This window comes from Enterobacter cloacae complex sp. OE43NF, from assembly GCF_023544405.1.
Taxonomy (GTDB): Bacteria; Pseudomonadota; Gammaproteobacteria; order Enterobacterales; family Enterobacteriaceae; genus Enterobacter; species Enterobacter cloacae.
Genome location: NZ_JAMJFW010000005.1, coordinates 61,311 through 75,184, shown reverse-complemented (window position 1 = coordinate 75,184; position 13,874 = coordinate 61,311). Strand labels below are relative to the sequence as shown.

At 55.3% G+C, this 13,874-nt stretch carries 14 protein-coding genes; 7 read left to right on the top strand and 7 right to left on the bottom strand.

What is annotated here, in order from left to right; genetic code table 11:
- Positions 1-8 precede the first annotated feature (8 nt).
- The 4 genes from M8370_RS04065 to M8370_RS04050 form a co-directional block, all read right to left on the bottom strand.
- Positions 9-515 (bottom strand): ferritin-like domain-containing protein, encoded by a 507-nt coding sequence (locus M8370_RS04065; protein ID WP_020688585.1) that lies wholly within the window; start codon positions 513-515, stop codon positions 9-11.
- Positions 516-540: 25 nt separating this feature from the next.
- Positions 541-744, bottom strand: coding sequence for a hypothetical protein (locus M8370_RS04060; protein ID WP_013096662.1), 204 nt, complete (start codon positions 742-744; stop codon positions 541-543).
- 23 nt (positions 745-767) lie between these two features.
- The gene (locus M8370_RS04055) at positions 768-1,262 is read right to left on the bottom strand and encodes a YciE/YciF ferroxidase family protein (protein WP_014831873.1); all 495 of its coding nucleotides are present in this window, start codon (positions 1,260-1,262) and stop codon (positions 768-770) included.
- Positions 1,263-1,351: 89 nt separating this feature from the next.
- Positions 1,352-1,537 (bottom strand): con-10 family general stress protein, encoded by a 186-nt coding sequence (locus M8370_RS04050; RefSeq protein WP_004150795.1) that lies wholly within the window; start codon positions 1,535-1,537, stop codon positions 1,352-1,354.
- Between the two features lie 528 nt (positions 1,538-2,065).
- Between M8370_RS04050 and hglS the strand changes: the two genes are divergently transcribed.
- Together hglS and M8370_RS04040 are read left to right on the top strand one after the other, a co-directional pair.
- The gene (gene hglS, locus M8370_RS04045; RefSeq protein ID WP_250020524.1) at positions 2,066-3,409 is read left to right on the top strand and encodes a 2-oxoadipate dioxygenase/decarboxylase HglS; all 1,344 of its coding nucleotides are present in this window, start codon (positions 2,066-2,068) and stop codon (positions 3,407-3,409) included.
- A gap of 42 nt (positions 3,410-3,451) precedes the next feature.
- Complete coding sequence (locus M8370_RS04040) at positions 3,452-4,957, top strand: carboxylesterase/lipase family protein (protein WP_250020523.1); 1,506 nt, start codon at positions 3,452-3,454, stop codon at positions 4,955-4,957.
- On the opposite strand, the gene M8370_RS04035 is transcribed toward M8370_RS04040, so the two are convergent.
- Positions 4,944-5,786 carry a LysR family transcriptional regulator gene (locus M8370_RS04035; protein WP_020688590.1) on the bottom strand — a complete coding sequence of 281 codons (843 nt, stop codon included), beginning with the start codon at positions 5,784-5,786 and terminating at the stop codon, positions 4,944-4,946. The two genes, M8370_RS04040 and M8370_RS04035, sit on opposite strands and share 14 nt — an antisense overlap.
- Before the next feature lie 113 nt (positions 5,787-5,899).
- Here M8370_RS04035 and M8370_RS04030 point away from each other — a divergent pair, with 113 nt between their 5' ends.
- The 3 genes from M8370_RS04030 to M8370_RS04020 all read left to right on the top strand — a co-directional run bounded on the left by M8370_RS04030 (position 5,900) and on the right by M8370_RS04020 (position 9,752).
- A complete protein-coding gene (locus tag M8370_RS04030; RefSeq protein ID WP_250020539.1) occupies positions 5,900-7,069 on the top strand; it encodes a pyridoxal phosphate-dependent aminotransferase in 1,170 nt (389 codons plus the stop codon).
- Positions 7,070-7,079: 10 nt separating this feature from the next.
- The gene (locus tag M8370_RS04025; RefSeq protein ID WP_014831878.1) at positions 7,080-7,853 is read left to right on the top strand and encodes an ABC transporter substrate-binding protein; all 774 of its coding nucleotides are present in this window, start codon (positions 7,080-7,082) and stop codon (positions 7,851-7,853) included.
- A gap of 243 nt (positions 7,854-8,096) precedes the next feature.
- Positions 8,097-9,752, top strand: a complete 1,656-nt coding sequence (locus M8370_RS04020; RefSeq protein WP_013096654.1) for a glucan biosynthesis protein D — start codon at positions 8,097-8,099, stop codon at positions 9,750-9,752.
- Between the two features lie 139 nt (positions 9,753-9,891).
- Here M8370_RS04020 and ydcK read toward each other — a convergent pair whose 3' ends face one another.
- Positions 9,892-10,872: a YdcK family protein gene (gene ydcK / locus M8370_RS04015; RefSeq protein ID WP_013096652.1), complete on the bottom strand. Its 981-nt coding sequence runs from the start codon at positions 10,870-10,872 to the stop codon at positions 9,892-9,894.
- Between the two features lie 122 nt (positions 10,873-10,994).
- Here ydcK and tehA point away from each other — a divergent pair, with 122 nt between their 5' ends.
- Together tehA and tehB are read left to right on the top strand one after the other, a co-directional pair.
- Entirely contained in the window at positions 10,995-11,996 is a 1,002-nt protein-coding gene (tehA, locus tag M8370_RS04010; protein WP_250020522.1) for a dicarboxylate transporter/tellurite-resistance protein TehA, read from the top strand.
- On the top strand, positions 11,996-12,589 hold the full coding sequence (gene tehB / locus M8370_RS04005; RefSeq protein ID WP_058684667.1) for a tellurite resistance methyltransferase TehB: 594 nt from the start codon (positions 11,996-11,998) through the stop codon (positions 12,587-12,589). The genes tehA and tehB overlap by 1 nt, the downstream gene beginning before the upstream one ends.
- Here tehB and pepT read toward each other — a convergent pair.
- Positions 12,586-13,815, bottom strand: coding sequence for a peptidase T (gene pepT / locus M8370_RS04000; protein ID WP_058684668.1), 1,230 nt, complete (start codon positions 13,813-13,815; stop codon positions 12,586-12,588). The genes tehB and pepT overlap by 4 nt on opposite strands.
- Between the last annotated feature and the right edge of the window lie 59 nt (positions 13,816-13,874).

Genomic DNA, 13,874 nt, shown 5'->3' with positions numbered 1-13,874 from the left:
CCTGTGGTTTATTTTTTCGCTTCGACACCTGATGCATCAGAACGCAGCAGGAACTGTTCCGTCGTTTGCGGAATGTGACGAATTAGCCAGTCGGCCATCTCGCGCTCTTCGGCGAGAATGGTTTCAATGGCGGGTACAGAGGCGGTGTCGCCCGCTTTTTTGGCCGCGGCCAGCAGGGAGGTGTAGCAGGCAATTTCGAACTGTTCGAAAACATAGCCGCTGATGGAGCCTTTAACAATCTCATCGGACGGGAACATGCCGCCGATGGACTGGCCGAGCGCAGCCATTTTGCTCATCGAGTCTTTTAAAACCGAACGAGAAATATCATTACGATCGAGGATTTCCTCCAGCAATGTGATTTGCCGTTTTGTCTCATTAATGTGCTGCTCAATACGGGCGCGAACATCAGGATAATTTTCAATACGGCTGGCCATCGATTCCAGCATTGATTCGGCTTGCTTTTCCATTGCATGGGCATCGCGTAGCCAGTCATGGTAGTGTTCTACGTGATTCATATTTCGTTCCTCATTATAGGTTCGCTTATTTGGTCTCACTTTCAGCAGCCTGATCGGCACGTGCGGCACTGTAGCCAGATAAATGGCCGACAATATTGGCGTAAATACTGATGATAATGACCCATAGTACGCTATTCTTCCACCATATTACGGAAGGGATAGCAAGAATGAACCATATTATAGCTGCCGTTAAATGGCACCGTTTAATTGTCCTGGGACTGATGCTCATTATATTTAACCTGTGTTATAGCGTCATTTTTGCGCTTTTTGGTTAATATTTCCTACGGCCAGGTCGGTGAGTTTAAGATCGGTTTCTTTTTCTTCTTCCAGTGTTTCGGCAAGAAGTTTAACGGCTTTTTTATAGCCAAGTTGTTCTGCTAATGTGGCAAGGGTACCGTAACTGGCAATTTCGTAATGTTCCACTTTTTGCGCTGCAGCAATTAATGCAGCATCACGGACTTCATTCTTTTCTGTGCTTTCGATGACCTCATTGGCCTCTTCAATTAAGCCTTCCATTGCCACACATTTCATTCGCTTAAGCTTAATACCGTCTTCCTGTTCGATGATCTGGTCGATACGCTCAATCTGACCCTGCGTCTCCTCAAGGTGGGCTGTGAAGGCCGCGCTGAGCTTTTCACTGGAGGCGGCACGGGCGAGTTTGCTCAGGGCTCGGGTAAGCTGTTTTTCCGCGCTGTAGGTATCGGACAGTAGATGAATAAAAACATCCTCGATACTTTTCATATTCATATATTTTGCTCCGGTTAAAACGTTAAGGGAACTGCGAGCCTTTCGGCCCGCAGCATGCTCTCTGGTATTACTGAGACAGCTTAATAAAATCAGGAGTTATCAGATTTACGGCCTCCGCCGTGACTATTCTGACCCCCTTTCTTACCTGCTTCAGATGCGCGTTGCGGATCGTTTTTGAAATTACCGCCGCTGTGCTGGCCGCCTTTACGTCCAGCTTCTGATGCTTTTTCACGGTCTTCAGCGAAATTACCGGAACCACCACGATGCTCTGCCATATTAAACCTCATAGTCATATATTGGTTATGTCAGTACGATACAGAAATATTCCGTATCACTCGTCGTTCGAGTAATAACTTTAGACGCTGTGCGGCATGCGTCAAATGCGTTTCGCCATTCACGGTTGCGTTATTTAAAAATATTGGTGGGTTTACGCTTCGTTTGGCGAAAAAATATGGATGAGTGGGAAGGACTTGTAAAAAAATGCTCGGATTAATCCTAAGTTGCCGCTAAAAACCTGAAAGGTGAGGATAAAAATTGTAGCGCCACTATTTCGTTCAATTTTTAGCCGGGATGGCCTCCAAAATTACTCCTTTATAGCCAGGAAACAGAATAATCATTAATTATAAGGAAACTCCTGGACGACGGGCCGGGGGGAAAGGAAGGGGGCCTGGTACGGCCGCGACAGGTTCGGGCAGCACACGGTTTGACCACTGTCGTCGTAAGATCACAAATCGTAAATTCTTCCCCCCGGAAGGAACGGGTTTCTCTACACTCCAGGTAATATTCACTGGAGGCATGACACCATGGCGAACACCATCACGGCTGATGATATTCGGGAACATTTTTCGCAGGCTATGTCGGCGATGTACCAGCAGGAAGTTCCGCAGTACGGCACCTTGCTTGAGCTGGTCGCGGACGTAAACCTGGCGGTTCTGGAAAACAATCCACTCTTACATGAACAACTGGCGAATGCAGATGAGCTGGCGCGCCTGAATGTGGAGCGTCACGGGGCTATCCGCGTGGGCACCGCAAAAGAGCTTTCTACCTTACGTCGTATGTTTGCCATCATGGGCATGTACCCGGTCAGCTACTATGATCTCTCTCAGGCGGGCGTTCCGGTTCACTCGACGGCATTTCGCCCGGTGGATGATGCGGCGCTGTGCCGTAACCCGTTTCGTATCTTTACCTCACTGCTGCGCCTTGAGTTGATTGAGAAGGTTGCCCTGCGCGAGCGGGCGGCGGAGATCCTCTCTCACCGCAACATCTTTACGCCGCGCTGCCTGGCGCTCATCGAACTGCACGAAAAAGAAGGGGCGTTCACCGAGGCGCAGGCGCGGGAGTTTGTTCAGGAAGCGTTAGAAACCTTCCGCTGGCACCGTCATGCGACGGTCGATCAGGAGACCTATCTGGCGCTGCATAATGAGCATCGCCTGATTGCGGATGTGGTCTGTTTCCCGGGATGCCATATCAACCACCTTACGCCACGCACGCTGGATATCGACCGGGTGCAGGAGCTGATGCCGAAGTACGGCATTGAACCCAAAATTCTGATTGAAGGGCCGCCGCGCCACGAGGTGCCGGTGTTGTTGCGTCAGACCAGCTTCAAGGCGCTGGAAGAGCCGGTGCTGTTTGCCGGGGAACATAAAGGCACCCATACCGCGCGCTTTGGTGAAATTGAACAGCGCGGGGTGGCGTTGACGCCGAAAGGTCGCGAGCTTTATGACAGTTTGCTCGCCGAGTCCGGCACTGGTAAAGACAACCTGACCCATCAGCTTCATCTGCGTGAAGTGTTCAGCGCCTTCCCGGACAGCGAGCTGATGATGCGCCGACAGGAGCTGGCGTATTTCCGCTATCGCCTGACGCCAGCGGGTGAAGCGCATCGTCATGCGTTTCGTCCGGGCGACGATCCGCAGCCGTTAATTGAACGCGGGTGGGTGGTTGCCCAGCCGATCACCTACGAAGATTTCCTGCCGGTCAGCGCCGCAGGGATTTTCCAGTCCAATCTCGGGAATGAAACCCAGGCGCGCAGCCACGGTAACGCCAGCCGGGATGCCTTCGAAGCGGCGCTGGGCTGCCCGGTCTATGACGAGTTCGCAATGTACGAGGAGGCGGAAACCCGCAGCAAACAGCGTTGCGGTTTGCTCTGAAATCGTTACTCTTCAGGGGTGTGATGGAAAAAGAAGGTAGTTATGCAATATTCCTCCGCCCCTGTGGTTGAAACGCGCTACGGCGCACTGGCTGGTTTTACGGATAATACTGTTCAGGCGTGGTACGGCATTCCCTACGCCGCACCGCCCGTTGGCAACTGGCGATGGCGCTCGCCGCGACCGCCCGAACGCTGGGATGGGGTTCGCACGGCAACGGCGTTTTCCGCCTCAAGCTGGCAAAGCAGCGAATATTGCCAGGAGCTGGGCGGCGGGGATCCCGGACAGTTTTCAGAGGATTGTCTTTATCTTAACGTGTGGTCGCCCATTGACCGCGTTGAGCCGCTGCCGGTGATGGTCTGGCTGCACGGTGGTGGATTCACGCTCGGCGCGGGTGGGTTACCGCCCTATAACGGCAGGGCGTTGGCGGAACGCGGCGTGGTGGTGGTCACCCTCAATTACCGTCTTGGTCATCTCGGCTTTTTCGCCCATCCTGCGCTGGAGGGGGAAGAAGATCGCGTGGTGCACAATTTTGCCCTGCTGGATCAGATCGCCGCTCTCGAATGGGTGCGGGACAATATCGCCGCCTTTGGCGGCAATCCCGAAAACGTCACGCTGTTTGGTGAATCAGCTGGCGCACGCAGCGTGTTGTCGCTGCTGGCCTCGCCGCTGGCGAAAGGGTTATTTCATAAAGCGATTGTGCAAAGTGGCTATACCTTGCCGGATACCCCGCGCAAGCAGGCCCTGCGAAAAGGGGAAGCGCTGGCCGCGCATTTTGGGCTGGAGAACGCGACAGCGGAGCAGCTGCGCGCTATTCCACCTGAGTCGTTCTGGCCGTTGACGGCACCGCTGAATATCGCCCCGGCCCCTGTCGCCGGAGATTGTGTGCTGCCGGAGCCGATGCTGGATGTCTTCTTTGCCGCCCGTCAGCAGCCTGTCCCCATCATGATTGGCTCCAACAGCGACGAGGCGAGCGTAATGGCGGTGTTTGGCATCGATCTCGCCGGACAAATTCAGAAGCTCCGCCGCGAGCGGCGCTTTGGTCTGGGGCTGATCAAGCTGCTCTATCCAGGCGTGAAAGGCGATGAAGAGCTGGGAAGGCAGGTGTGCCGGGATATGGCGTTCACCACCATGGGCTATGTGGTGATGCAGGCCCAGCAGCGCGTCGGTGCGCCGTGCTGGCGCTACTGGTTTGACTATGTGGCCGAAGCGGAGCACGCCACCTATATCAACGGTGCCTGGCACGGCAACGAGGTGCCGTATGTGTTTGATACGCTCGGAGAGGTGGAACCTTCACGGCAGTATGTGAACGCGCGTGATTTACAGTTCGCCGCCCACGTGGCCGACTACTGGGTGAGTTTTGCCCGCGATGCCGGACATCGTGACAGCCTGCCTGGGCCGACGCACTGGCCAGCCTGCCGTAAAGGGCGTGACGTCCTGTTACGCATTGGTGTGAATAAACATGCAGGTTTTAAGCTTGAAAACCGCTTTATGCGCGCCCGCATGAGCCTCTTTAAACGGGTGATGAAGCACCACGTTAACCTCGATTAAGCAAACAGGCACGAAATGCGGCCAGGCCGTTTTCCGTGCCTGGCGCTTCGCGCAGCACCAGCCGGTAGCTCGCACCGGTTTTGATGCTGGTCGCAAAAGGCCGCACCAGCCTTCCTGCGCGGATGTCCTCTTCCACCAGCGTTTCATCGGCGATGGCGACGCCCAGCCCCTGAATGGCCGCCGTAATGGCGAGATCCATCGTGTCGAAGTGTTGATTTTTGTGCATAACAACGCCCGGCTCATCCTGTTTCGCCAGCCACAGTGACCAGTCGGTTTTATCCCGTGTCGGGTGAAGAAAGGTCAATGAACCCAGTCCGGTCCCCGCCCGCAGCGGGCTGAGCACCGGAGTTAACGCCTCTTCGAACAGCAGATCGCCCGCGCTCATGTGCGTGCCAAACACGATGGCGGCGTCGTAGGATTCGGTTTTAAAGTTGACGTTATGATCGGTGGTGGTGGTCAACGCGATTTGCAGATCGGGCTGTTCGCGCTCTACCTCCAGCAGGCGCGGCACCAGCCAGCGCATGGCGCAGGTGGGCGCTTTCAGCCGGATCACCGTATGCTGGGTGCGGGCCCGATCGGCCACGTTCAGCATCTGTTCGAAAGCGGATTGTAGCTCCGGCAGCAGGGCGCTACCCTGGGAAGAGAGGCGCAACCCGCGCGCGTGGCGCTCAAACAGCGGAAAGCCAAACCACGCTTCCAGAGCGGCGATTTTACGGCTCACGGCCCCCTGAGTCAGACAAAGCTCTCTGGCGGCATGGGTGAGATTCAGGTGACGCGCGGTCACCAGGAAGGCGTCGATTGCATTGAGCGGGAGCGAACGGCGCGACATAAAAACACCTCAGCTATGCATTTTTCTCATGGCTATTATGACAACAATTCGATTGTCCCGGCAACGGCGTTGTTGTTTGAATAGTTATGCAATCCCCATGAGAAGGATAAATGATGACCCTGAAGACCGCGGTACAAACCCGTTCCAAATTACCGGATGTGGGTACCACCATTTTTACCGTAATCGGCCAGCTTTCTGCTCAGCACAACGCCATCAATCTTTCTCAGGGCGCACCGAATTTTTCCTGCGACCCGAAACTGATTGCGGGCGTAACCCGCGCAATGGAGGCAGGGCATAACCAGTATGCCGCGATGACCGGCCTGCAGCCTTTGAAAGAGCGTATCGCGGAGAAAATTGCCACCCTTTACGGCACCACGTATGACCCGGGGCGCGAGGTGCTGGTTACCGCCAGTGCCAGCCAGGGGCTCTATTCCGCCATCAGCGGGCTGGTGCATCCGGGCAATGAGGTGATCTACTTCGAACCGTCATTTGATAGCTACGCGCCGATTGTTCGCCTTCAGGGCGCCACCCCGGTCGCCATCAAACTCACGGTGCCGGATTTTGCCGTGAACTGGGATGAGGTCCGCGCAGCCATCACCCCCAAAACGCGCATGATCATCATCAACACGCCACATAATCCAAGCGGGCAGGTGTTCTCCGCGAATGACCTGCAGCAGCTGGTGGCCGTGACGCGCAATACCGATATCATTATTTTGTCTGACGAAGTGTACGAGCACGTCGTTTTTGACGGTGAACCGCACCACGGTATGGCGACACATCCGCAGCTGGCGGAGCGTAGCGTCATTATCTCTTCCTTCGGAAAAACCTATCACGTTACCGGATGGCGCGTGGGGTACTGTGTTGCGCCGGCGGCACTGATGGAAGAGATTTGTAAAGTGCATCAATTTTTGATGTTTTCTGCCGATACGCCAATGCAGCATGCGTTTGCCGAACATATGACCGATCCGCAAACCTGGCTGTCGCTGGCGGTGTTTTATCAGCGCAAGCGCGATCTGCTGCAAACTCTGCTGGCTGAGTCGCCGTTTAAACTGCTGCCGAGCGCGGGCTCGTTCTTCCTGCTGGCAGATTACAGCCCATTCAGCGACGAGCGCGACAGCGAGATGGTGAAACGGCTGATCGTTGAGTGCGGTGTCGCGACCATTCCGCTGTCCGCTTTCTATACGGATGGTACGGACAATAAATTGATTCGTCTCTCTTTTGCCAAAGATGAGGCGACGTTACGGGCAGGTGCCCAGGCCCTGTGTCGGGTTAAACCACGCTAAGGAGTTTGAGATGAAATTACGCGCGTTAGTTGTCGGCATGGGACTGCTGTGTACGTTTTCGTCATTCGCGGCCACCGAACTGCGGTACGGACTGGAAGCGGAATATCCACCGTTTGAGAGCCGCAATGCCTCCGGCGAGCTGGAAGGGTTTGACGTTGAATTGGGGAATGCCATTTGCAAAGCCGCAGCGCTGAAATGCACCTGGGTGGAAACATCCTTTGATGCGTTGATTCCGGGACTGGTGGCGAAGAAATTTGATGCCATCAACTCGGCGATGAACATCACCGAACAGCGGCGCAAAAGTATTGATTTTACCCAACCTATCTACCGCATCCCCTCGCAGTTAGTGGGCAAGGCCGGAACCGCAGTAGAGGCGACACCTGAAGGGCTGAAGGGCAAAACCATTGGCGTGTTGCAGGGTTCCATTCAGGAAACGTATGCCAAAGAGCACTGGGAAAAGCAGGGTGTCACGGTAGTGTCGTATAAAGATCAGAATATGGCGTGGGGCGATTTGCTGAATGGCCGCATCGACGCCTCGCTGGTGATGTCCGCGGCCGGGCAGGCAGGGTTCCTGAGCAAGCCGCAGGGGAAAGGGTTTGGCTTTATCGGCAAACCGGTGTCTGACGACACCATCCTCGGCAGCGGGATTGGCTTTGGGCTGCGCAAAGGTGATGAGGCCACCAAAAAGCAGCTTGATGCCGCGATTGATAAAGTTCGTGCCGACGGCACGATCGCAAAACTCGCTGATAAGTACTTCCCGGGTATCGATGTCAGCGTAAAATAACCACCTCATTTCGCCCCGGTTGTCGATGTCGCACCGGGGCATTTTTCTTCACACTTTCCAGGCTTTCTTTACACCACTTTCGGGCCGTTCTGGTCGACAGAAAATATTTCTCACTTTGCTCATATAATCACCGGCCAACAATTGGATTCTTAACCGTTTTTGTTTAGGCTGTGCGTTCTTTCTTGCCGTCATTTCGCCGAGCGCGAAACACATTCACACGACCATAAGGACGTTTTTCCAGGCATGAATCGCAGACGTTTTTTACAAGGTTCGCTGGCAATGGCAGCCCTGAGCGGCACTTCTGGCCTTGCTTCACTGTTCTCCAGAGCGGCCTATGCCGCTGACTCTGACATCGCCGATGGCCAGAGCCGTCGTTTTGACTTCTCCGTACTGCAATCCATGGCCCATGACCTGGCGAAAACCCCGTGGGGTGGTGCGCCGCGTCCGCTGCCGGAAACGCTGGCAACCATGACGCCGCAGGCCTATAACGCCATCCGGTACGATGAAAAGCAGTCCCTGTGGAACAACATTGAAGGCCGTCAGCTTGACGTGCAGTTCTTCCACATGGGGATGGGCTTCCGCCGCCGCGTGCGGATGTTCTCCCTGGACCAGTCGACCTCCCAGGCGCGTGAGATCCACTTCCGCCCGGAGCTCTTCAGCTACGGGGATACCGGGGTAGATACCAAACAGCTGGAAGGGCAGAGCGACCTCGGTTTTGCCGGCTTCCGCGCCTTCAAAGCGCCTGAGCTGGCGCGTCGCGATATTGTCTCTTTCCTCGGCGCGAGCTATTTCCGTGCGGTGGATGACACTTACCAGTACGGCCTGTCGGCGCGTGGTCTGGCGGTGGATACCTTTACCGACACGCCGGAAGAGTTTCCTGATTTTACGGCCTTCTGGTTTGAAACCGTCAAACCGGGCGACACCACCTTTACCGTCTATACGCTGCTGGACAGCCCAAGCATTACCGGTGCCTATAAGTTCGTGATCCACTGCGAGAAGAGCCAGGTGATCATGGAGGTGGAAAACCATCTCTATGCGCGTAAAGACATCAAACAGCTCGGTATCGCGCCGATGACCAGTATGTTCAGCTGCGGCAATAACGAGCGCCGTATGTGCGACACCATTCATCCGCAGATCCATGACTCTGACCGTCTTGCCATGTGGCGCGGTAACGGCGAGTGGATCTGCCGTCCGCTGAACAACCCGCAGAAATTGCAGTTCAATGCCTTTGTCGATAAAAACCCGAAAGGGTTTGGTTTGCTGCAGCTTGACCGGGATTTCTCCCACTATCAGGACGTGATGGGCTGGTATAACAAACGCCCAAGCCTGTGGGTGGAGCCGCGTAACGACTGGGGTAAAGGTGCGGTTGGCCTGATGGAGATCCCGACCACGGGTGAAACGCTGGATAACGTGGTTTGCTTCTGGCAGCCGGAAAAAGCGGTCAAAGCGGGCGATGAGTTGGACTTCAAATATCGCCTGTACTGGAGCGCCATGCCGCCGGTACGTTCCCCGCTGGCCAACGTCTTCGCGACGCGTACCGGTATGGGCGGCTTCCCGGAAGGCTGGGCGCCAGGTGAACACTACCCGAAAGTGTGGGCCCGCCGCTTCGCCATCGACTTTGTCGGCGGCGATCTGAAAGCGGCCGCGCCGAAGGGGATTGAGCCGGTGATCACGCTCTCCAGCGGTGAAGCGAAGCAGGTGGAAATCCTCTACGTTGAGCCGTTTGACGGATACCGCATTCTGTTTGACTGGTACCCGACGTCCGATTCGACTGAGCCGGTGGATATGCGCCTGTTCCTGCGTTGTCAGGGCGATGCCATCAGTGAAACCTGGCTGTATCAGTATTTCCCGCCAGCGCCGGACAAACGTAATTACGTTGACGACCGGGTAATGCGTTAACGATCGATTCCCTCTCCCTGTGGGCTGAGGGATCCCCACAAATAATGCCTGCACAGACGGCCCCCTCTCCCTTTGGGAGAGGGCTGGGGTGAGGGGCAATGACCGCAGCAAAATCCGAAATTATCCCGGTATCTTCCCCCTATAGCGCGCCCAGCAGGGGCGTGCGGGTGATTCGACTCTCGCCGTTAACCACTTTTTCGCCGCGCAGATGAATGCTGTCGCCGTCGAAAGCCTCAATGACGGCATCGTCGGTGATTTCAACGTGGTGCTCAATCAGTACGTCGCCGCTGATCCGCGCCCGTCCCTGAATCACGACCTTATCATCAATCATGATCGGCCCCCCGCGTAGCCACGCCTGACCGCCAATCAGCACGTGGTGCTTAATTACGCAGTTGCCTTCCACCACCGCATTCTCAGCCACCTGGGAGCTGTAACGCACGGTAGGGATGGCATCGTCGTCGAATCCGGCAATCAGGCGCGCGTTGCCGTACACTTTTGCGCAGTCGCAGACCCAGACGTTATTGATATCGTTCCCTTCAAGAATCGCCTTGTCGAACACCTCGGCACGGTGCTCGATAAAGGCATAATTGACGATGGCCTCGCCGTAGATTTGCGCCTGATGCACCACGCGCGACTGGCTGACGGTCGCGTTGTCGTAGATTTTAAGGATCTGCTCCTGGTCTGGGGTTAAGCCTTTGGCGGCGATAATCATGCTGTTATGCAGCACCCGGGCATCACCAAAAATATGGCATTCCCCCCGTACGGTGGAGTTTTGAATGGTGACGTTGTCACTTATTCGCGCCCCATGGCTCACGTTTGCCCCGTCCAGCCAGCTGTTGCCGCTAATATGGGCATGGTCGCTGACGACGCACGGCAGGGTCAGACGGGCATTACCGGAGACGGTCGCACCGGCGAAGACCACGCTGTTTTCGTCGTAGATCCAGCAGTTCCCCTCCTGAGACAAGGCGCGTTCATCTTCAATCCAGCCGCCTTTCGTCCCGGCGGCGACGTCATTAAAATCTGTCGTGGCGATAATCTGCTTTAACGTAGCCGAGTGGGGCGTTTCGCCGTTTTTCCAGTGCCAGAGCCGGGTTTCATCGCTGAGCCGATACTTTTTCATCGTGTTATCCCTGGTGAGCGTCTTCACTAAACGTAGCAAACTTTCAGCTTTGCGTTGTGCTGGCATCCGAGGCGGAAACACCTTAAAATGGCATTTCAAATACATTTTAAATTTTAAAATTAATGAATAAAAATGACGAAACCCGGCAGGTACTTAACCTGCCCGTAGGTTATTTTGGCATGGTCCTTGGCATTATCGGCATGGGGTTCGCCTGGCGATACGCCAGCACCCTCTGGCCGGTTACGCGCTGGCCGGGTGAGGGGCTGGTTGCCCTTGCGGTGGTATGTTGGTTTTTACTGACGGTGGCGTTTATTACGCGCGCGGTGCGTTTCCCGCGTAGCGTGCTGGCGGAAATGCGACACCCGGTGATGAGCAGCTTTGTCAGCCTTTTTCCGGCCACCACGATGCTGGTTGCCATTGGGTTTGTCCCCTGGTACCGCCCGGTTTCGCTGGTGTTGTTTGCCGTGGGCGTGGTGGTGCAGCTTGCCTATGCCGCCTGGCAAAGCGCCGGGCTATGGCGCGGTAACCATCCTCAGGAGGCGACAACGCCGGGATTATATCTGCCTACGGTGGCAAACAATTTTATCAGCGCGATGGCGTGTGGTGCGCTGGGGTTTAACGATGCAGGGTTAGTCTTCCTCGGCGCAGGCGTCTTTTCCTGGCTCAGCCTGGAACCGGTTATTCTCCAGCGCCTTCGCAGCGCGGGTGAACTGCCCACCGCACTGCGTACGTCGCTGGGTATTCAACTGGCCCCGGCGCTGGTGGCCTGCAGCGCCTGGATTAGCGTCAACGGCGGGGAAGCCGATACCTTTGCCAAAATGCTGTTCGGTTATGGCCTGTTGCAACTGCTGTTTATGTTGCGTCTGTTGCCGTGGTATATGTCTCAGCCGTTTAACGCATCGTTCTGGAGCTTCTCGTTTGGCGTGTCGGCTCTGGCAACCACCGGTCTGCATCTGGGGCACAGCAGCGCGTCAGGCTTTTTCCACGCCATTGCTGTGCCGCTCTTTATCTTCACTAACTTCATCATTGGGATGCTGTTGGTTCGTACATTCATCCTGCTGATACAGGGCAAACTTCTGGTGCGCACTGAGAAAGCACGGCTTATGCAATCTGAGGAGCAATAATGGCTGTCGACGAAAACTACTTCACCGAGAAATATGGACTCACCCGTACCCATTCAGAGGTGCTGTACAGCGCAGAGATCGTTAAGCCCGGTAAAACGCTCGATCTCGGCTGCGGCAATGGCCGCAACAGCCTCTATCTGGCCGCTAACGGTTACGATGTGACGGCGTGGGATAAAAACCCCATGAGCATCGATAACATCGAACGCATTAAAGCGGCGGAAGGCATAGCGAATCTGCAGACGGCGATCAAAGATCTGAACAGCCTGAGCTTTGACGGGGAATACGATTTCATTCTCTCCACCGTGGTGCTGATGTTCCTTGAAGCGAAAACCATCCCTGGTTTGATCGCCAATATGCAGCGCTGCACGAAACCGGGCGGTTACAACCTGATTGTGGCCGCCATGAATACTGCGGATTATCCTTGTACCGTCGGCTTCCCGTTTGCATTCAAAACTGGCGAACTGAGCCACTATTACGAAGGCTGGGATCTGCTTAAGTACAACGAAGATCCCGGCGAACTGCATCGCACCGACGAGAACGGCAACCGCATCAAATTGCGCTTCGCGACCCTGCTGGCGCGTAAACCCGTTTAACGGGCGGCCAGCAGACAGAGCTGTAGAGCAGTGTGGTAAGAGGCCTCGAACGACGACAGCGGCAGAAACTCAAACCGTGAGTGGAAATTGTGCGCGCCGGTGAAGAAGTTCGGGGTTAACAACCCTTTGGCTGAAAGCGCCGCGCCGTCTGTTCCGCCGCGCATCGGGGTGGGTTTGGGGGTAATCCCAAGGGATTCCATTGCCGCAAACATCAGGTCAATGGCCCGGCGATCTTCCCCAATCGCATTGCTGATATTGCTGTAGGTATCCTCAATCTGGTACTCCACCTTTGCGGTGGGGTGTCGGGCGGCAATCAGCGCCGCGACGTCGGCAATCTGCTGCTTACGGGCGGCAAAGCTTGCCTGATCGAAGTCGCGGATATTCGCTCTCAGTACGGCCTCGTTTTGCCCGGCCTGAATGCCGTTAAACCAGATATAGCCCTCACGCCCCTGTGTGCACTCCGGGGTTTGCTGTCGGTCAAAATGGTTAATGAAATCCGTCGCCATCAGCAGCGGGTTCACCAGCACGCCTTTGGCAGACATGGGGTGCGCGGTGACGCCGGTAAAACGGATTTCTGCCGCCGCCGCGTTAAAGTTTTCATAGACAATTTCACCCAGCTCGCAGCAGTCAATCGTCCAGGCAAAATCAACGTCGAAGCGCTTCAGATCCAGCGCTTTTGCCCCCTTCAGGCCAATCTCCTCATCCGGCACAAACGCAACCACGATATCCCCATGCTGATGCGCCGACGTCAGGTTTTCCAGCAGGGTCATCACCACAGTCACGGCGGCTTTATTATCTGCGCCTAATACGCTGGTTCCATCGCTGAAAATAATCTCTTCGCCGGGATAGGCCAGAATTTCCGGGTGCTCGTTGACGCGAAGCCAGATCTCTTTCTCTTTATTCAGACAGAGGTCTTCACCAGTGAAGGTTAATATTTGTGGATGAATATCCGGTGATAAACCCACGTCAACGGTATCAATATGGGTAATAAATCCAATCCGCGGCGCGCCGGGCACATTGCCTTTTTTTACCGCGGTGACCGTGGCAAATTCGTCGATGACAATGTCGTCTAAGCCCAGCTGTGTCAGCTCTTTCGCCAGTTCCCGCGCCATCTCATGCTGGCCCGGAGTGGAAGGGAGAGTGCTGACTTTTGCATCGCTCTGGCTGGTGATGGCGAGATAACGGAAAAAGCGTTGCGTTAATTGTCTGGAAAGCGGCGAGCCCATAGTGTTTTCTTCCTTATTTATTTTTCGGGTGTTTGCTCCCTCACTTTAATGTTATTTAT